The organism is Pseudomonas sp. HP_14 (assembly GCF_055283875.1).
The window spans coordinates 21,383-40,439 of record NZ_JBTOQI010000043.1 but is presented as its reverse complement, the minus strand read 5'-3'; the positions used below and the strand labels follow the sequence as shown (position 1 = coordinate 40,439).

General features: G+C 56.4%; 14 protein-coding genes. 6 read left to right on the top strand and 8 right to left on the bottom strand.

What is annotated here, in order from left to right:
- Window positions 1–43: 43 nt before the first annotated feature.
- The 6 genes from ACYASS_RS21985 to ACYASS_RS21960 all read right to left on the bottom strand — a co-directional run bounded on the left by ACYASS_RS21985 (window position 44) and on the right by ACYASS_RS21960 (window position 8,399).
- On the bottom strand, window positions 44–565 hold the full coding sequence (locus ACYASS_RS21985; RefSeq protein WP_463587673.1) for a DUF6586 family protein: 522 nt from the start codon (window positions 563–565) through the stop codon (window positions 44–46).
- A gap of 401 nt (window positions 566–966) precedes the next feature.
- Window positions 967–3,576 carry a type I DNA topoisomerase gene (gene topA, locus ACYASS_RS21980; RefSeq protein ID WP_463587672.1) on the bottom strand — a complete coding sequence of 870 codons (2,610 nt, stop codon included), beginning with the start codon at window positions 3,574–3,576 and terminating at the stop codon, window positions 967–969.
- 114 nt (window positions 3,577–3,690) lie between these two features.
- Window positions 3,691–3,927 carry a DUF1653 domain-containing protein gene (locus tag ACYASS_RS21975; protein WP_122666444.1) on the bottom strand — a complete coding sequence of 79 codons (237 nt, stop codon included), beginning with the start codon at window positions 3,925–3,927 and terminating at the stop codon, window positions 3,691–3,693.
- 103 nt (window positions 3,928–4,030) lie between these two features.
- On the bottom strand, window positions 4,031–5,206 hold the full coding sequence (fadA, locus tag ACYASS_RS21970) for an acetyl-CoA C-acyltransferase FadA (RefSeq protein WP_122666443.1): 1,176 nt from the start codon (window positions 5,204–5,206) through the stop codon (window positions 4,031–4,033).
- A 21-nt stretch (window positions 5,207–5,227) separates the two neighbouring features.
- Entirely contained in the window at window positions 5,228–7,375 is a 2,148-nt protein-coding gene (gene fadB, locus ACYASS_RS21965; RefSeq protein ID WP_463587671.1) for a fatty acid oxidation complex subunit alpha FadB, read from the bottom strand.
- A 586-nt stretch (window positions 7,376–7,961) separates the two neighbouring features.
- A complete protein-coding gene (locus ACYASS_RS21960; RefSeq protein WP_463587670.1) occupies window positions 7,962–8,399 on the bottom strand; it encodes a hypothetical protein in 438 nt (145 codons plus the stop codon).
- A 110-nt stretch (window positions 8,400–8,509) separates the two neighbouring features.
- Between ACYASS_RS21960 and ACYASS_RS21955 the strand changes: the two genes are divergently transcribed.
- Window positions 8,510–8,950 carry a universal stress protein gene (locus ACYASS_RS21955; RefSeq protein ID WP_243245719.1) on the top strand — a complete coding sequence of 147 codons (441 nt, stop codon included), beginning with the start codon at window positions 8,510–8,512 and terminating at the stop codon, window positions 8,948–8,950.
- A 263-nt stretch (window positions 8,951–9,213) separates the two neighbouring features.
- On the opposite strand, the gene ACYASS_RS21950 is transcribed toward ACYASS_RS21955, so the two are convergent.
- The gene (locus ACYASS_RS21950) at window positions 9,214–11,130 is read right to left on the bottom strand and encodes an ATP-binding cassette domain-containing protein (RefSeq protein ID WP_463587669.1); all 1,917 of its coding nucleotides are present in this window, start codon (window positions 11,128–11,130) and stop codon (window positions 9,214–9,216) included.
- Between the two features lie 215 nt (window positions 11,131–11,345).
- Here ACYASS_RS21950 and ACYASS_RS21945 point away from each other — a divergent pair, with 215 nt between their 5' ends.
- Window positions 11,346–13,274: a transglycosylase SLT domain-containing protein gene (locus tag ACYASS_RS21945; RefSeq protein WP_463587668.1), complete on the top strand. Its 1,929-nt coding sequence runs from the start codon at window positions 11,346–11,348 to the stop codon at window positions 13,272–13,274.
- Between the two features lie 402 nt (window positions 13,275–13,676).
- Window positions 13,677–14,831 (top strand): glycerophosphodiester phosphodiesterase, encoded by a 1,155-nt coding sequence (locus ACYASS_RS21940; RefSeq protein WP_463587832.1) that lies wholly within the window; start codon window positions 13,677–13,679, stop codon window positions 14,829–14,831.
- Window positions 14,832–14,849: 18 nt separating this feature from the next.
- Here the strand turns inward: ACYASS_RS21940 and gntR are convergent, their stop codons facing one another.
- Entirely contained in the window at window positions 14,850–15,866 is a 1,017-nt protein-coding gene (gene gntR / locus ACYASS_RS21935) for an HTH-type transcriptional regulator GntR (protein ID WP_463587667.1), read from the bottom strand.
- A 272-nt stretch (window positions 15,867–16,138) separates the two neighbouring features.
- Between gntR and ACYASS_RS21930 the strand changes: the two genes are divergently transcribed.
- From ACYASS_RS21930 to csrA, 3 genes are all read left to right on the top strand, one after another.
- Entirely contained in the window at window positions 16,139–16,633 is a 495-nt protein-coding gene (locus ACYASS_RS21930) for a gluconokinase (protein WP_463587831.1), read from the top strand.
- A 111-nt stretch (window positions 16,634–16,744) separates the two neighbouring features.
- Window positions 16,745–18,097, top strand: coding sequence for a GntP family permease (locus ACYASS_RS21925; RefSeq protein ID WP_122666435.1), 1,353 nt, complete (start codon window positions 16,745–16,747; stop codon window positions 18,095–18,097).
- A 577-nt stretch (window positions 18,098–18,674) separates the two neighbouring features.
- Entirely contained in the window at window positions 18,675–18,863 is a 189-nt protein-coding gene (gene csrA / locus ACYASS_RS21920) for a carbon storage regulator CsrA (protein WP_002554157.1), read from the top strand.
- Window positions 18,864–19,057 lie beyond the last annotated feature (194 nt).

The window sequence follows — 19,057 nt, the reverse complement described above, 5'->3', positions numbered from 1 at the left end:
AGCCTGTCGACTCAGCCCCTAGCCCATCCATCACTGCATTTCATCAGCACTCGCTCAACCCTTCGCGAAAGCGAATCGCCAGCCCCTTGAGCTGCTGACGCCAGCTTTCCAGCTCCTCGCGGGTCAATTCAGGCTCAGGCTCTTCATCAAGATTGACCGCCACGATGAGCGGTTGTGTTACATCGCCTTTAACTTTTTTCGGCGCACGAGGCGGCTCGAACAAGGCGTTATAGGCTGCAATCAACCGAGCCAGCCAGGTTTCGCGGTGTTGAGCCAACTCGACCAGCTCGGCCATCTCCGGGATCGCCAATGCCTCCAGCACCTCCTGCGTCAGGAGCATTTCCGCACGCAGCGCGTTGGCCTGCGGCAGGCGGTAGTAGCCGGCAATCTCATGGCACAAGCCCAGCAAGGCCCCATATAGATGGAACAACGCCGACTCGCGCTCCGCCTGTAACAGCGCCTGCGCATTCATGGCCCGGCCTTCCTGCGCCTTGCCCATGGACTCCAGGGCGAGTCCGGCGAAATATATCTTCTGGTTGGTGCGGGTATAGAGTTCGTGGGCCATGGCGGCAGCCTCCGTAGCGATGAGCAAGACCTGAAACCAAGCCTTGTCAAAATTAGCTCAATTAAATGCTTCCCGGTACAGACTGTGTGAAAACTACTGCAGGCTGGGCACCTTCGGTGCTACGCGCACAATACTGCGTTAAAAACAGGCGAAAAATGCTCATTTAGAACACTAGAGTCGGACGCGACCCCGGCCGTTTTTCGCCTGTTTTTGCCTTGTCTTGCCGTCGCTCGCTACGTTTTCACACAGTCTGGGTAGGAGCGAACTTGTTCGCGAAGCGGTGTATCAGCCACGACAGCTCGCGAACAAGTTCGCTCCTACCGGAGTTCCACCCAGCCAAAACAACAAAGCCCTCGGCACGACCAGCATACCGAGGGCTTCGGCTTCAATCAGGCGTCAGATCAACGCTTGTCTTCAACCTTCCATGCTTTGCCGTCGAAGAACGCTTTCCAGCCGGTTGGCTTGCCTTCTACTTCAGTCTGAACATATTGCTCTTTGGTCTTGCGGCTGTAACGGATTACCGCAGGGCGCCCGTCAGGATCTTTCTTCGGTGCTTCACAGAGGAAGTGATACTTCGGATCGATCTCGTCCTTGTGCGGTGCAATTTCCAGAACCAGTGGCGCGCGCGTCTCACGGTTTTTAGGGAACTGACTGGCCGCCAGAAACAACCCGGATGCGCCGTCACGCAGAATGTACGTGTCGTCAACCTTGTCGCACTTGAGCTCAGGCATCTTCACCGGATCCATCTTCGGTGGCGCTGCGTCACCGCTCTTGAGCAACTTGCGAGTGTTCTTGCATTCAGGGTTGGTGCAACCAAAGAACTTGCCGAAGCGGCCGGTCTTGAGCTGCATCTCGCTGCCGCACTTGTCGCACTCAAGGCTCGGACCTTCGTAACCCTTGATGCGGTAGTTACCCTCTTCCACTTCAAAGCCAACGCAGTCCGGGTTATTACCGCAGATGTGCAGCTTGTGCTTCTCATCCAGCAGGTAAGCGTCCATTGCCGTACTGCAAATGTGGCAGCGATGCTTGCCAAGCAGCACTCGCGACTCGGACTCACCTTCGTCATCTTCAGCGATTTCATCGCCAGGCGTCAGGTTAACGGTGGCTTTGCAGCGTTCTTTCGGCGGCAGGCTGTAACCCGAGCAGCCAAGGAACACACCGGTGGACGCAGTCCGAATCTGCATCGGACGCCCGCACACCTTGCACGGAATGTCAGTCATTACCGGCTCGTTGGCGCGCATACCACTGTCTGGCGCCTCAGCCACTTCCAGTTTTTTGCGGAAGTCGCCATAGAACTCGTCCAGCACGTTCTTCCAGTCGCGCTCACCTTGAGCCACGTCATCGAGGTTTTCTTCCATGCCTGCGGTAAAGCCATAGTCCATCAGGTTGGAGAAGCTCTCGGACAAGCGCTCGGTAACGATGTCGCCCATTTTTTCCGAATAGAAACGGCGGTTGTGCAGCGCGACGTAGCCACGATCCTGGATGGTCGAGATGATCGCCGCATAGGTCGAAGGGCGACCAATACCGCGTTTTTCCATTTCCTTCACCAGGCTCGCCTCGGAGTAACGCGCAGGCGGCTTGGTGAAATGTTGACTCGGGTCCAGCTTGATCAGCTTGAGAGTCTCGCCCTGAGCCATGTCCGGTAACACGTCGTCATCGCCCGGCTTGGTCATTTGCGGCAAGGCACGGGTATAACCGTCGAATTTCAGGATGCGGCCCTTGGCGCGCAGCTCGAAGGTCCCGGCAGCTACGCTGACGGTGGTCGACAAGTATTGCGCCGGAGGCATCTGGCAGGCCACGAATTGACGCCAGATCAGCTCGTACAGGCGCTCAGCGTCGCGCTCCATGCCGCTCAGCTTGCTCGGATGCATGTTGACGTCAGAAGGACGAATCGCTTCGTGAGCCTCTTGCGCGCCTTCCTTGCTGCTGTAGACGTTTGGCGATTCCGGCAGGTACTTCTTGCCAAACTCGGCCTCGATGTAATCGCGGGCCATGCTTACCGCATCAGCGGAAAGATTGGTCGAATCGGTACGCATATACGTGATGTAACCCGCCTCATACAGACGCTGGGCCATCATCATGGTTTTCTTCACGCCAAAGCCCAGGCGGTTACTGGCGGCCTGTTGCAGAGTAGACGTGATGAACGGAGCCGAAGGCTTGCTGCTGGTCGGTTTGTCTTCGCGCTTGGCGATGCTGTAGCTGGAAGCCTTGAGCTTTTCAAGGGCAGCCATGGCCTGGGCTTCGTTCAGCGGCTTGAACGCTTCGCCGTTTTCCCGCGCCACTTCAAAGCGCACGTTGGAACCCTTGGCAGTGCCCAGGTCAGCGTGCACTTCCCAATACTCTTCGGGATTGAACGCGCGAATCTCGCGCTCACGCTCCACCACCAGCTTCACGGCAACCGACTGCACACGCCCTGCGGACAAGCCACGAGCGATTTTCTGCCACAGCAGCGGCGACACCATGTAACCCACGACGCGATCCAGGAAACGGCGCGCCTGCTGGGCGTTGACACGGTCGATGTCCAGCTCGCCCGGCTTGGAGAATGCTTCCTGAATGGCTTTCTTGGTGATTTCGTTAAACACCACGCGCTTGTAGCGGCTGTCATCCCCACCAATGGCTTCGCGCAGGTGCCAGGCAATGGCTTCCCCTTCGCGGTCCAAGTCCGTCGCGAGATAGATGGTGTCAGCATCTTTGGCGAGGCGGCGCAGCTCTTCGATCACCTTCTCTTTACCCGGAAGGATTTCGTACTTGGCCTTCCAGCCGTGATCCGGATCGACGCCCATGCGCGCTACCAGTTGCTTCTTCGCCTTTTCTTTCGGCGTGAGCACCGGACCTTCGCCAGCAGCAGCCTTGCCACGCTTGACGGGTTCTTTATTGGCGCTAGCCGAACCGCTGGTGGGCAGGTCTCGGATATGGCCGATACTCGACTTCACCACGTATTGGTTGCCCAAGTACTTGTTGATGGTCTTGGCCTTAGCCGGGGATTCCACGATGACCAGCGATTTGCCCATGGATCAGAAAATTCCTGAATACTGAAAATGAAAGACGGTTGGAACCTGTCAAGGCCCCGCTATATATAGTGGCTACAAGAGGAGGTCAAGCACGGGATAGTGTTCGATCTCGCCTCACGGCCTGGAAAAGAGGCTAGGTTCAGCTTGAACCAAAGCAAAGCGCGGGACCTGCTCGCCGTCAACCTCGACGGACTCCAGAAACATGCTCAACGGCCGCACCCACATCCCGTAATCGCCGTACAGCGCTTGATAGAACACTACTTCTTCTTCGGTTTCGGAGTGCCTGGCAACACTGAATACGCGGTACTCGGGGCCTTTGTAATGGCGATAGAGCCCTGGCTGTAAATTCATGTTGCTCTCCTCGCGAAAAAAAACTGAAAAACCTTTCTGGAATGGCTTTTACAAAAATACAAAAGCCGGGGCACCTGGCCCCGGCTCGCATCAAACAAACGCGTCAGACGCGTTCGAAGACGGTAGCAATACCTTGCCCCAATCCGATGCACATTGTTGCAACACCAAGATTGGCGCCATTTTGCTTCATGACGTTAAGCAAGGTGCCAGAGATACGTGCTCCGGAGCAACCAAATGGGTGACCCAGGGCAATGGCACCGCCGTGCAGGTTAACCTTCTCATCCATCTTGTCGAGTACTTTCAAATCTTTCAGCACTGGCAAGGCCTGTGCGGCAAAGGCTTCGTTAAGCTCGAAGACGTTGATATCAGCGATGCTCAGACCTGCACGTTTCAAGGCTTTCTGGGTCGCCGGAACCGGACCATACCCCATAATGGCCGGGTCCACACCTGCTACCGCCATGGAACGGATCACCGCCAGAGGCTGAATACCCAGATCCTGAGCGCGCTGAGCGGACATCACGATCATGCACGAAGCACCGTCGGTGATTTGCGACGAGGTACCGGCAGTCACAGTGCCGCCTTTCGGGTTGAAAGCAGGCTTCAGAGCCGCGAGGCTTTCCAGAGTGGTCTCGGGACGGATGGTTTCGTCGTAGTCGAAAACCTTGAGGAAACCATTCTCGTCATACCCTTGCATCGGGATGATCTCGTCCTTGAACTTGCCTTCCACGGTCGCTTTGTGGGCCAACTGGTGGGAACGCACGCCAAAGGCATCCTGTTGCTCACGGGTGATACCGTGCATTTTGCCGAGCATTTCTGCCGTTAGACCCATCATGCCTGACGCCTTGGCGGCATAAAGGGACATGTGCGGGTTGGGATCAACACCGTGCATCATGCCGACGTGGCCCATGTGCTCGACGCCGCCAACCACGAATACATCACCGTTACCGGTCATGATCGCTTGCGCGGCAGTGTGCAGCGCACTCATCGACGAACCGCACAGTCGGCTGACCGTCTGGGCTGCCGAGGTGTGTGGAATCTGGGTCAACAACGAAGCCATACGGGCGATGTTCCAGCCCTGCTCCAGAGTCTGGTTAACGCAGCCCCAGATCACGTCTTCGACTTCGGCCGGATCGACTTTGTTATTGCGCTCCAGCAACTTGCTGATCAGGTGCGCGGACATGTCTTCGGCGCGGGTATTGCGGTGCATGCCGCCTTTCGAGCGGCCCATCGGTGTGCGACCGAAGTCAACAATCACCACGTCTCTTGGATTCAAACTCATACATTCACTCCTGAAAGGCGCTTAACCGAAGAAGCTCTGGCCGTTTTTGGCCATCTCACGCAGCTTCGCGGTCGGGTGGTACAGAGCGCCCAAATCAGCATATTGATCAGCCAGGGCAACGAATTCAGCGACACCAATAGAGTCGATGTAGCGCAAAGCACCGCCACGGAACGGAGGGAAACCGATGCCGTAGATCAAGCCCATGTCAGCTTCAGCGGCCGTTTCAACAATACCGTCTTCCAGGCAGCGCACGGTTTCCAGGCACAACGGGATCATCATCCAGTTGATGATGTCTTCGTCGGACACTTCACGCTGTTCGTAGATGATCGGCTTGAGCACTTCTAGCACTGCAGAGTCAGTGACCTTCTTCGGCTTGCCCTTTTTGTCAGTCTCGTAAGCGTAGAAACCCTTGCCGTTTTTCTGACCCAGGCGTTTCGCGTCATAAAGGGCATCGATAGCTGAACGGCGATCGTCCTTCATGCGATCCGGAAAGCCTTCGGCCATGACGTCACGGCCGTGGTGGCCTGTGTCGATACCGACCACATCCATCAGGTACGCCGGACCCATTGGCCAGCCGAACTTCTCCATGACTTTGTCGATACGCACGAAATCAACACCGGCGCTGACCAGTTTGGCGAAGCCGCCGAAGTACGGGAACAGCACACGGTTGACCAGGAAGCCCGGGCAATCGTTGACCACGATCGGGTTCTTGCCCATCTTCTTGGCATAAGCCACGGTGGTGGCAACTGCCAGTTCACTGGACTTCTCGCCACGAATGACTTCAACCAGCGGCATCATGTGCACCGGGTTGAAGAAGTGCATGCCGACGAAGTTTTCCGGACACTTGAGAGCTTTAGCCAGCAAGCTGATGGAAATCGTCGAGGTATTGGAAGCCAGAATCGTGTCTTCGCCTACCTGGGCTTCGACTTCAGCCAATACCGCCTGCTTGACCTTCGGGTTCTCGACAACCGCTTCGACCACCAGATCGACGTTGCCGAAATCGCCGTAGGACAGCGTCGGACGAATCGCATTCAGCGCTTCGGCCATTTTGCCCGCAGTCAGGCGGCCTTTTTCTACACGATTGCCCAGCAGTTTCGAGGCTTCGTTCAGACCCAACTGGATGGCGTCTTCACGAATGTCCTTCATCAGGATCGGCGTGCCTTTGACAGCCGACTGATAGGCAATGCCGCCGCCCATGATGCCAGCGCCCAATACCGCAGCCTGCTTCACGTCTTTAGCGACTTCATCGTAAACCTTGGCTTTGCGCTTCAGCTCCTGATCATTCAGGAACAGACCAATCAGGCTTTGCGCAGCAGAGGTCTTGGCCATTTTGACGAAGCCCGCGGCTTCGACTTCAAGCGCCTTGTCACGACCGAAGTTCGCGGCTTTCTGAATGGTCTTGATGGCTTCAACCGGAGCCGGATAGTTCGGACCAGCCTGACCGGCGACGAAACCTTTGGCTGTTTCGAAGGCCATCATCTGCTCGATGGCGTTGAGTTTGAGTTTTTCGAGTTTCGGCTGGCGCTTGGCCTTGTAATCGAACTCACCGGAAATGGCGCGCTTGATCAGGTCCAGCGCGGCTTCCTGAAGCTTTTCAGGAGCGACAACAGCATCCACAGCACCGACTTTCAGGGCGTCTTCAGCGCGATTTTCCTTGCCGGAGGCAATCCACTCAATAGCGTTGTCAGCACCGACGATACGCGGCAAACGAACAGTACCGCCGAAACCAGGATAAAGACCCAGTTTGACTTCAGGCAGGCCGATTTTGGCGCTGCTGGACATCACTCGGTAGTCTGCAGCCAGGCACATTTCCAGACCGCCACCCAAGGCGATACCGTTAATGGCTACCACGGTAGGTACGCCAAGATCTTCGAAATCACTGAAAATCCGGTTGGCTTCAAGATTGCCAGCCAGCAGCTCTGCGTCCGGCAACTTGAAGTTGTCGACGAACTCAGTGATATCAGCACCGACGATGAACACGTCTTTGCCGCTGGTGACAATTACGCCTTTGATGGAGCCATCGGCTTTGATGGTATCCACCGCCTGACGCAGGTCGTTGAGGGTGAGACGGTTGAACTTGTTGACGGACTCACCCTTGAGGTCGAAATTCAATTCGACGATGCCGCTCTCAAGAGCCGTAACCGTGATGGCTTTACCTTCGTAAATCATCAACTGATCTCCACGATATGGAAGCTGAACAATACACACCGGACGCTGAAATCTGGCGCGACTACGACGTTATCGTCGATGAAACGCTAAACCTTCAGGCACACCCGTCGATGCGGTAGCCGGGAGCTGTAAGAACTGTCTTACTACCAAACGCTCAATTCATACGCCCGTTTGATTTGGGTGCGCCTACCTTCATCCAAAACCCGGGATTTGTCAATTCGACGAATCACCAACAAAAGCGGCCTCGTCTCGAAAGCATCGCATGCTCTGGACCGCTCAAGTTCAGCGTGATCAGGCTCTATTCACTGTGTTTATAGGCGAGCCGCGTGCAAATACCCAGCCGCCTTTTTGCACCATAGATGGTCACGAATGAAAATAAATGCAAGAAAGCGCGACAAATGAGAGCAAAGGGTCTACATTCAGCGCACGACAGCACGCGGCAGAACATCAGGTTTTCGCTAAATGCACACGTCAGACGCTTTGGGCATTGCACCGCAAAGCGCTACAGAATTATCGGCCTGCCTGGCCAACCCCAGCCCGATGTTGTTATCGGGCTTTTTAATGCCTGCGATTTGACCGGGCCGCCTCAAGCCAACGCTTTCAGGACGGCTGCAATGCGCTGCAATACATCCGCCTCGCCCTTCTCGCCCCAATACAACGTGACCATCTGCTGGTCCGCCTCGATCTTGTAGACGTCCGCTGGCAGCGTATTGAAATGCCCCAGCAGCACCGCATCCTCACAAGGCTCACGCCAATGATTGAGCCAAACTCCGGGCTCTGCCTGCCAATACGCCCATACAGACGGTTTGCTGCTGCGTCGCGGCCGATGGTATTGCGCACAGGGACTCGGCGGCTCTTTGGCAAGCCAGTGCGGCCAGTCCTGAGCCACCAACTGCATCGCAAGCCCCATGCGACGTGCCTCCATGCGTAGCGCCATTCTGCCGCCCTGCTGCCGAGAGGGCCGCAGCCATACCAAAGGACTCAGCATCACACCAACGATTGACAGAATTATCCAGAACGTCATATTGCTTGCTGCCTTTTTGTCCGCTTACCTAGAACTGAAAACAATGGCCTGCCCAGATGGGTGTTAAAGAGCCATACTGAATGTATCGCAACCTTACGGAGGACTTCCTCATGAAGTATGAACACGTTCTGGTCGCCGTTGACCTGACTGACGAGTGCAACCCTGTCCTTTCCCGCGGTCGCGAAATTGCCGAGCGCAATGGGGCCAAGCTGTCGCTGGTTCATATCGTCGAGCCCGTGGCCATGGCCTTTGGCGGCGACGTACCAATGGACCTGTCGCAGCTTCAACAGCAGCAGTTTGACCAAGCCAAGGACAAGCTTGCCGTACTGAAAGCTCAGTATCCGGATACTAATATCGGTGACGCTCATTTGGTGTACGGTCAGCCTCGCCAGGAAATTCATCAGCTGGCAATCACGGAAAAATGCGATTTGATTGTTGTGGGCAGCCACGGCCGTCATGGTTTGGCTTTATTGCTGGGCTCAACGGCTAACGACGTATTGCATGGTGCGCCTTGTGATGTGCTCGCAGTACGCCTGAAAAAGGCGGAGTGATCCAACAACAGGATTAACAAGCACACTTCCTGTCCGTGGCACAGCGCTGTCTCACCACGAACATCGACCTGTAGGAGTGAGCTTGCTTGCGATTCTGTTTCTTGGGTGACCAATTTATTGGCTGAACTGACGCTATCGCGAGCAAGCTCACTCCTACAAGATTTTGGTCACTCAGAGAATCGTGCGTTGCTTGATAAAAGCCGTGCTAATTGCACAATAAAAAGCCCGGATCACTGATCCGGGCTTTTTATTTGCCTTGAGTATCAGGCGTCCAGTTCGGCCCAGCGCTCCAGCAAACCGTCCAGCTCAGCCTGGCGATTTTCCAGTTGCGCCAACACGGCCGCAGTCTGCTCTGCGGGACGCTGGTAGAAGCCAGGCTCGGCCATTTCAGCGGTCAATGCGGCAATCTGTGCTTCGACTTCATCGATCTGCTCTGGTAGCGCTTCAAGTTCACGCTGCAGCTTGTAGCTGAGCTTCTTCTTGGCGCTCGCCACTGGCATTTCTTTAGCCTCTACCGGAGCGGCCTCTACCACGGCAGTGGCCAGCTCGGCTTTACCCGACTTGGAGTCGGTGACACCCAACAGTTTTGGCGAACCACCCTGACGCAACCAGTCCTGATAACCACCGACGTATTCACGAACCTTGCCTTCACCCTCGAAGACCAGAGTACTGGTGACCACGTTGTCGAGGAATGCCCGGTCGTGACTAACCATCAATACAGTGCCCTTGAAGGTCAACAGCACTTCTTCAAGCAACTCCAGGGTTTCCACGTCCAGGTCGTTGGTCGGTTCGTCGAGAACCAGCAGGTTAGCAGGCTTGCTGAACAGCTTGGCCAGCAACAGACGCGCACGCTCACCGCCTGACAACGCCTTGACCGGCGTACGGGCACGTTGCGGGCTGAACAGGAAGTCGCCCAGATAGCTCAGTACGTGACGGCTCTGACCATCGATATCAATAAAGTCGCGACCTTCGGCGACGTTATCGATCACGGTTTTCTCGAGGTCCAACTGGTGACGCAACTGGTCGAAGTAAGCCACGTCCAGACGCGTGCCGACATCTACCGAACCACTGGTTGGCTGCAGGTTGTCGAGCATCAGCTTGAGCAGCGTGGTCTTGCCGGTACCGTTGGCACCCAGCAGACCGATACGGTCTTCGCGCTGCAGGACCATGGAGAAGTCCTTGATCAGCATAGGCCCACCCGGGTGAGCGAAGCTGACGTTGTCCAGCACCATGACCTGCTTGCCTGACTTGTCGGCTGTATCCAGCTGGATATTCGCCTTGCCGGTACGCTCACGACGCTCGCCGCGCTCAACGCGCAACGCTTTCAGAGCGCGTACGCGACCTTCGTTACGGGTGCGACGGGCCTTGATGCCCTGACGGATCCAGACTTCTTCCTGGGCCAGACGCTTATCGAACAAGGCATTGGCCGTTTCTTCGGCAGCCAGTACAGCTTCCTTGTGCACCAGGAAGCTTGCGTAGTCGCCGTTCCAGTCAATCAGGCCGCCACGATCCAGCTCAAGGATGCGCGTCGCGAGGTTCTGCAGGAAAGAACGGTCGTGCGTAATAAACAGCACAGCCCCCTGGAACTCCTTGAGGGCGTCTTCCAGCCAGGCAATCGCACCGATGTCCAGGTGGTTGGTTGGCTCGTCGAGCAGCAGCAGGTCTGGTTCGGACACCAATGCCTGGGCCAGCAACACGCGGCGGCGCCAGCCACCGGACAACTCGGCGAGGGTCTTGTCGGCAGGCAGCTGCAGACGACTCAAGGTGCTATCAACCAGTTGCTGCAGGCGCCAGCCATCACGGGCCTCAAGGTCCTGCTGAACATGCATCAGCTTGTTCAGGTCTTCCTCGGTCACGCAGTTCTGCGCCAGGTGGTGATACTCGGCCAGCAAGGCGCCCACACCGTCCAGACCTTCAGCGACCACGTCGAACACTGTCCGGTCGTCGGCCACTGGCAACTCCTGGGGCAATTCACCGATTTTCAGGCCCGGCGCACGCCAGACGGCCCCGTCATCGGGCTTCTGTACGCCCTTGACGAGCTTCAACATGCTGGACTTGCCAGTACCGTTACGACCGATGATGCACACCCGCTCACCACGGGCGATCTGCCAGGATACCTTGTCCAACAACGGCATAGCGCCGAAAGCAAGGGACACATCGCTGAATTTGAGCAGGGTCATGAGCTTCTCCAAAAACCGGGGGCGCATTCTACCTGAGATAGCAGCCATATGTCGGGTTTCAATGACAAGCGCGCCGCCGCGAATGCGCAATCGCGCACCTTTGGCCTGCTTCATTTGTTTCCAGTTGCGAAACCCCGGTCCGCAACGCTTTCAACCAGAGCTGGCAAAAGGCTAAGCTAGCGACACTTTTCACGATTCATCTGCTCGGAAGTCTCATGCGCAGTCGCTTGTTCAGCCTTTTTTCCTGCATGCTCCTCTCTGCTACTGCGGCTCAAACTGTTTACGCCGCAGATCTCAACCAACAGCGTCAGTATTACGATGTGGCCAAAAGCGCATTGGCCAAAGGCGACACGGGCCCTTATCGAGCTTATGCCGCAGCACTCGCGGATTATCCGCTGGAACCCTATCTGGCCTACGACGAGCTGACCGCCCGCCTGAAGACTGCGAGCAATCCGGAAATCGAAAAATTCCTGGCCGAGCATGGTGATCTGCCACAGGCCAACTGGATGAAGTTGCGCTGGTTGCGCTGGCTTGCTGAACGGGGCGATTGGGCAACCTTCGTCAAGTATTACGACCCGAAGATGAACTTCGTTGAGCTCGACTGCCTTTACGGTCAGTACCTGCTGGGGCACGGCAAAAAAGCCGAGGGTTATGCCAGCGCCGAGAAACTGTGGATGACGGGCAAGAGCCTGCCAGGTTCCTGCGATGGATTCTTCGCCCAGTGGGCCGCTGACGGCCAGCTTCCGGAACAGAAACGCTGGCAGCGGGCCAAGCTCGCCGCACAGGCAGGCAACTACCCCTTGGCAACCACACTGGTTAACAGCCTCAACAGCCTTGCACCGCAGGGCAAGTTGCTGCTGGAAATCGCCAAAAAACCGGAGATGCTCAACAACCCGGCGCAGTTCGTTCCCGTCGATGAGGCGATGTCTGACGTAGTCGGCCTCGGCCTGCGCCGACTGGCCAGGCAAGATCCTCAGAAAGCCATGGATATGCTCGACGGCTACTCGGCCAAGATGCATTTCTCCCATGAGGAGCAAGTACAGATCGCCAAAGAGATCGGCCTGACCCTCGCACGTCGCTATGACGGGCGCGCACTGGAGGTCATGACCAAATACGACCCGGACCTGCGCGACAACACGGTCACCGAATGGCGCCTGCGCCTGCTGCTGCGCCTCGGCCGCTGGGAAGATGCTTACGAGCTGAGTCGTCGCCTGCCCAAGGATCTTGCTGACACCAATCGCTGGCGCTACTGGGAAGCCCGCTCTCTGGAGCTCGCCCAACCGCACAGTCCGCTGATCCCGGCGCTCTACAAAGACGTGGCCAAGGAGCGTGACTTCTATGGTTTCCTGGCGGCCGACCGGACCCAAAGCGCTTATCAGATCAACAACAAGCCACTGGTGCTCAGCCAGGCTTTGATCAACAAGGTACGCAATACACCGGGCGTACGTCGCGCGCTGGAGTTTCATGCCCGTGGGCAGATCGTGGATGGACGACGCGAGTGGTACCACGTCAGCCGTCATTTCAACCGCGACGAAATGGTTGCCCAGGCGAAACTGGCTTACGACCTGAAATGGTACTTCCCGGCCATTCGGACTATCAGCCAGGCGCAGTATTGGGACGATCTGGATATCCGCTTCCCGATGGCACACCGCGACACGCTGGTTCGTGAAGCCAAGGTTCGCGGCCTGCATTCAAGCTGGGTGTTTGCAATTACCCGCCAGGAAAGTGCCTTCATGGACGATGCTCGCTCGGGGGTCGGTGCGAGCGGCCTGATGCAGTTGATGCCAGCCACCGCCAAGGAAACCGCACGCAAATTCAGCATCCCGCTGGCGTCCCCTCAGCAAGTGCTGGATCCGGATAAAAATATTCAGTTGGGCGCGGCCTATCTGAGCCAGGTCCACGCCCAGTTCAATGGCAATCGGGTGCTCGCCTCCGCTGCTTATAACGCAGGCCCCGGCCGCGTCAGACAGTGGCTCAAGGGTGCCAATCACCTGGCCTTTGATGTGTGGGTGGAAAGCATTCCATTCGACGAAACCCGCCAGTACGTGCAGAACGTGCTGTCCTACTCAGTCATCTACGGCCAGAAGCTGAACTCGCCACAACCGCTGGTGGATTGGCATGAACGGTTCTTTGATGATCTGTGATTAGCCCGTGCAATAGCCAATGCCAGTCAGCGACCCTGACTGGCATTTTTGTTTGTGGAACCGGACTTCATTGCGCTGCAACAAAAGACTGATCAACTGGTGCCTGTTATTTGGCCCGCCAACCTTCTGATTTGAAAAATGCCGCCGCATGACCCTGTAGGAGTGAGCTTGCTCGCGATAGGGGTAGATCTGTTAAGAAAATATCGTCTGACGTGACGCTATCGCGAGCAAGCTCACTCCTACAGTGATATGCATGATGTGTTGGGTAACGACATCAACGATCACAGAACGACGCAGCACTTGCCGGGTCAACCAGAGGCTGCTAAAGCTCTGCCTCAGGTTTTTCGGCAATGAACGACCTGATCGTCAACGATCACAAAAAGAAGGATTATCGAGACCATGCTGAAAGGAATATCAAAAACGCTGCTTCTCAAGACGCCGTTGAGCAGCATTCTGACCGGCAGCGTGCTGGCAGGCTTGATGATGGCCTCCGGGGTAGCCGTCTCGGCCGAGCCGCCTGGCAAGGCACTGAGTGCAAAAATCGGCTTGCCGTGGCCCGCAGTGATCGCCCACCGCGGCGCATCTTATGATGCACCCGAGGAAACCATTCCCGCCTACACAGTGGCGCGGGATCAGGGCGCAGACTATCTGGAAATGGATATTCAGCGCACAAAAGACGGCGTACTGATCGCCTTGCACGATGACACTCTGGAGCGCACGACCAACATCGCGCAAGTCTTCCCCAAGCGAATCAAAGACCCGCTGAACACCTTTACCCTCGATGAAATCAAACAGCTGGATGCAGGCAGCTGGTTCAACAAGGCTCACCCGGACCGCGCCCGTGAGGCTTACGCCGGTCTGCAGATCCTGACGCTGGAGGAAGTGATCGATATCGCCGAAGGCGGCAAAAACAAGCCCGGGCTGTACATCGAAACCAAAGCGCCGAGCCAATTCCCCGGTATCGAAGCAGACCTCAAGAAAGTACTGGCCAAACGTGGCTGGCTCACTAGTCGCCCCGCTGCTGCTGCCGGTTATGTAAGCGTCGCGCAGATGCCCGGTCGCGTTGTTCTGCAAACATTCGAGAAACCAAGCCTGGTATTGTTGCAGAAAGAGATGCCACAAGTGCCGAAAGTATTGCTGCTGTGGATCGGTAAAGGCTCCATCGAACCCGAGTCCGATGTGGCCTTCGCAGACTCGGGCGCCAAAGACAAAGCCACTTACTACGGTGCTCAGAAGCCGAAAACCCAGGAAGAGTTTGTCGCTTGGGTCGACTGGGCCAAAGCGCATGGCGCGATTGGTACGGGCCCTTCAGCGAAGCTCACCAACGGTGGCGACCAGAGCTACATGGACCTGGTCAAACCATGGATGAACAACGTGGCTCATGAACGAGGCATGGTTGTGCATCCTTACACTGTCGATGAGGAAGTGGACTTCAAACAGATCAGTCATGACGGCGTTGATGGTTTCTTCACCAACCGTACTTCGGAACTGCTGAAGTTCTATGGTCGTCCAGCCAAAGAAAGCCTGGATACCATCCTCAAACGCAACGGTTACTGATCCGTCTGGAGCCCTTGCTCAAGAGCTCTCCCGTACGACCAGCTCAAACCCCAGGTCCACCTGGGGTTTCTGCGCAACTCCATCGATAAGCCCCAGCAATAATTGCGCAGCCCGCTGCCCGACCTCTTCACGCGGGGTGCGGATCGAGGTCAGGCGCGGAACCATATGCGCCGACCCGGGCAAATCATTGAAGCCCACCAACGACACCTGCTGCGGAATCTCGATGCCGCGACGCAACGCCTCAAGTGCCGCGCCCTGGGCAAGGTCATCGTTGCAGAAGAACACGCCATCCACGTCGGGATGTTGCGTTATCAATTGCATGAACAACTCACCTCCCAGACCGATGGAAGACGGTTGCGGCGTCATCATTTGCAAGCCTGGATCGTAAAGCCCTTGCTCCTCCAGCACCTGACGAAACCCTTCTCCGCGCTGCATCACGCGAGGGTCAAGTTGCGCGGCGATGTACGCCAGGCGTTTGCGACCGCGCCCCAGCAAATGTCGAGCCGCCTCGGCACCGGCCTGTATTTGCGAGAACCCCACGCAATAGGAACCGCGCACGGTGTCCAGCTCCATCATGTGTACGCACGGTATACCGCTCGCCGCCAATAGCTGACGCAGAGCCGGAGTGTGGTCGAAACCGGTGAGCAGCAACCCTCGCGGGCGGTTCACCAGGTGATTACGCAGGAGGTTTTCTTCTTCCTCAGGCGAATAGTGATAGTTACCGATCACGACATCCAGACCGCGAGTGCGCAGCACATTCTGAATCGCTTCAAGCGTTTCAATGAACAACTGGTTAGACAGTGAAGGCACCAGCACCACGACGGTCTGGCTTTGCGAAGACGCCAGCGCTCGCGCTGCCGGGTTGGCAACATAGCCCAAGGCAAGGGCCGCCGCGCGGACTCGCTCTACCGACTCGGGCGTAACGGTACTGATACCCCGCAGAGCGCGAGAAGCGGTGATGGGTGAAACGCCAGCCTGGCGTGCAACTTCATTGAGGGTCGGACGGCCAGTAGAGCGGGAACCAATGCGTGTCATGCGTTGCCAACTACACAGGGATAAACAGCGGGGGTTGCCAAAGGTGGCGTATGGGCTCTAAGGTAGCGCTGTCTCATGGACCCTGCCAATGCTTTCAGTCATTTTATTGACTTGGAGTAACGTCCGATGAAGACCGATTCATTCAAAACAATGACAAGAACTGGAACCAGCTCTTGCTGTGCTTATGTCCAAGCCGACAAAGACAGCGCTGTCTCCAGCTAAGGTGGCCTACTGTGACAACTGCGAACTCTGCTATTTCCGCCCTCGTGATCATGGGCGTTTCGGGCTGCGGCAAGAGCGCCGTCGGTGCCGAGATTGCCGCCAAGAGCGGAGGCCGCCTGATCGAAGGTGACGCCTTCCACCCCCCCGCCAACATCAAGAAGATGAGTGAAGGCCACCCTCTCAACGACGAAGATCGCGCCGGCTGGCTCGAGACGCTGGGCAAAGAAATGGCCGCAGCATTGAGTAAAGGCGAACGTCCGGTACTGACCTGCTCCTCCCTCAAACTCATTTATCGCGAACGCCTGCGCAAAGCTGTGCCTGGTCTAGGCTTTGTGTTCCTGGAACTGACCAAGGAGGTGGCAGTTGATCGCTGCTCCCATCGCCCCGGCCACTTCATGCCAGCCAGCCTGGTTGACAGCCAGTTCGCAACGCTTGAACCACCCTATGGCGAAGATCGTACGTTGGTCGTGGATGCAGGCAATGCATCGATTGACGAGATCAGCACTCAAGCAGCGAACTGGTGGAAAGCGTCAAAAGCCAGCTAAAGGCGTGAGCGCGAAAGACAGCGCTGTCTTGCACTGAAATGTGCTGAAAATGTGGAACGACAGCGTTTAGCCGAAGCTCCATAAACAATAAAGATAACCGGAGAGACACCCATGTTCGGTATGACACACGAGACGTACCTGTTGGTCGATGCGGTGGTTACGATCATCGGCCTGATTCTGCTGATCACCAAATTCAAGGTTCACCCTTTCGTCGCCCTGACGATTGCCGCAGGCTTCCTTGGCCTGACGTCCGGCATGCCGGTGGAAAAAGTCATGAAAGCCTTCCAGGATGGCTTCGGCGGTGTGCTGGGCTTCGTCGGTATCATCCTTGGCCTGGGCACAATGCTCGGCAAGCTGATGGCCGATTCCGGTGGCGCTGACCAGATCGCACAAACGCTCATCCGCTCATTCGGTAAACAGCGTGTGCATTGGGCAATGATGTTTGCCGCCTTTCTGGTAGGCATTCCTTTGTTCTTCGAGATCGGCTTTGTTCTGCTGATTCCGCTGGTCTACATCGTCGCTCGTCGCACTGGCGTGTCCATCGTCAAAATCGGCATCCCGTTGCTGGCCGGTCTGTCCGCCGTTCACGGTCTGGTTCCGCCACACCCGGGCCCGCTGCTGGCCATCGGTATCTTCGGCGCTGATATCGGCAAGACTATTTTCTACGGCCTGTTGGTGGCACTGCCGACTGCAATCATTGCCGGCCCTATCTACGGCAAATGGATTTCCAAATACGTACCAGGCACGCCTTCGCAGGAGTTGATGGAGCAGATTGGCAAAGAGTCGAGCGCGACCAACCTGCCAAGTTTTGGTATCACCCTGGTGACCATCCTGCTGCCAGTGTTCCTGATGTTGCTGAAGACCTTCGCTGATGTGGTCCTGCCTGAAGGCAATACCTTCCGCATCTGGATGGACTTCATCGGCCACCCGATCACCGCTCTGCTCGCTGCTTTGCTGCTGGCCTTTTACACCTTCGGTTCAGCGCGTGGTTTTGATCGCACTAAAATCATGAAATTGCTCGATCAGAGCCTGACGCCGGTAGCCGCTATCGTGCTGATCGTAGGTGCGGGCGGTGGCTTCAAGCAGATGCTGGTAGCCAGCGGCGTAGGCGACCTGATTGGTAACATGGCAGTGCAGGCGCAGATCAATCCGATCATGCTGGCCTGGCTGGTAGCGGCGGTGATTCGCGTTGCAACAGGTTCGGCGACGGTGGCGACTATTACCGGTGCGGGCATCGTGGCACCCGTCATTGGTCTGATCCCGGGCGTTAACCGTGAGTTGCTGGTGTTGGCGACAGGCGCAGGTTCGTTGATTCTGTCTCACGTGAACGATGCTGGTTTCTGGCTGGTGAAGCAGTATTTCAATATGACAGTGGCCGAGACGTTCAAGACCTGGACGGTGATGGAAACCATTCTGTCGGTGGTGGGTTTGATCTTCATCATGCTGTTGTCGATGGTGATTTGATCTAGCACCCTGTTGTTGGGCCAACCCACTCAGTTGGCCCAACAGCGACACTGCTGTGCAACACATGTCCCGATCTTCCCGCCCCTGCCCTCTCTAGCCACGTTTAGTTTTCGTGGACTCCAGCCGTGTTATCCGACACTCCCCCACTCTCAAATTCAGACGTGTCCGACCTGACAAACACTGCAGTCCTACGTGTTTTGTCACGATTTCCATGAATATTTTCAGAAGTCTCCAGCGTATCTCTGGAGTTACGCCTACGCTGATATTCGATCAGGGATGAACCGTGGTGGCCTGCATTGTGCTGCGTGAAAACACTGCCAGTGAGGTACGTGCTTCACGCTCTGCAAAGAAAGGTGTCCGTCTGTGCAGCTAAATACGGGCTTTTGCCAACAAAAACAGGCAGAATTGGCGCGCTCATCGGGTCGGCAACCGCTCTTGATGACAGAAAAATGTACCGAGGGAATTAAATTCACACCTGTAACGTCATATTGATGGACGCATTTGGATGTACTCGGCAACTATTACCACGCAAAGGCAAACGCCAGCCTCCTGCTGAGAGGCCATCAAGGAAACGATTATGTTGATACTCACCCGCAAAGTAGGCGAAAGCATAAACATTGGTGACGAGATTACCGTCACGATTTTGGGCGTTCAGGGCCTTCAGGTACGCCTGGGCATCAACGCACCAAAAAATGTTTCTGTGCACCGCGAAGAAATCTACAAACGCATTCAGGCAGAACTCGCTCCAAATCAAGACCCACAATGATCTGATCGTTTCCTCCCCCGTATTCAAACCGGGCTGCCTGCTATCAGGCAACCCGGCCACGGCGTCTTTGGACGCCGTTTTTTATGCCTCGCTTTTATTCTGCCTGCCGCGAGCGCAGTTCAGGTATGGCGATTGGCCGCTGGAGACCGCCTGTCAGCCACCTAGAACTCTTGCAAAAAATCCCCACTCCACCT

Bases quoted from the DNA above. Each gene is read 5' to 3' on its own strand.
- ACYASS_RS21925 (WP_122666435.1), top strand. From the start codon at position 16,745: ATGTTCGGTATGACACACGAGACGTACCTGTTGGTCGATGCGGTGGTT.
- fadA (WP_122666443.1), bottom strand. From the start codon at position 5,206: ATGAGTTTGAATCCAAGAGACGTGGTGATTGTTGACTTCGGTCGCACA.
- fadB (WP_463587671.1), bottom strand. From the start codon at position 7,375: ATGATTTACGAAGGTAAAGCCATCACGGTTACGGCTCTTGAGAGCGGC.
- ACYASS_RS21945 (WP_463587668.1), top strand. From the start codon at position 11,346: ATGCGCAGTCGCTTGTTCAGCCTTTTTTCCTGCATGCTCCTCTCTGCT.
- topA (WP_463587672.1), bottom strand. From the start codon at position 3,576: ATGGGCAAATCGCTGGTCATCGTGGAATCCCCGGCTAAGGCCAAGACC.
- gntR (WP_463587667.1), bottom strand. From the start codon at position 15,866: ATGACACGCATTGGTTCCCGCTCTACTGGCCGTCCGACCCTCAATGAA.
- csrA (WP_002554157.1), top strand. From the start codon at position 18,675: ATGTTGATACTCACCCGCAAAGTAGGCGAAAGCATAAACATTGGTGAC.
- ACYASS_RS21960 (WP_463587670.1), bottom strand. From the start codon at position 8,399: ATGACGTTCTGGATAATTCTGTCAATCGTTGGTGTGATGCTGAGTCCT.
- ACYASS_RS21930 (WP_463587831.1), top strand. From the start codon at position 16,139: ATGGGCGTTTCGGGCTGCGGCAAGAGCGCCGTCGGTGCCGAGATTGCC.
- ACYASS_RS21975 (WP_122666444.1), bottom strand. From the start codon at position 3,927: ATGAATTTACAGCCAGGGCTCTATCGCCATTACAAAGGCCCCGAGTAC.
- ACYASS_RS21955 (WP_243245719.1), top strand. From the start codon at position 8,510: ATGAAGTATGAACACGTTCTGGTCGCCGTTGACCTGACTGACGAGTGC.
- ACYASS_RS21950 (WP_463587669.1), bottom strand. From the start codon at position 11,130: ATGACCCTGCTCAAATTCAGCGATGTGTCCCTTGCTTTCGGCGCTATG.
- ACYASS_RS21985 (WP_463587673.1), bottom strand. From the start codon at position 565: ATGGCCCACGAACTCTATACCCGCACCAACCAGAAGATATATTTCGCC.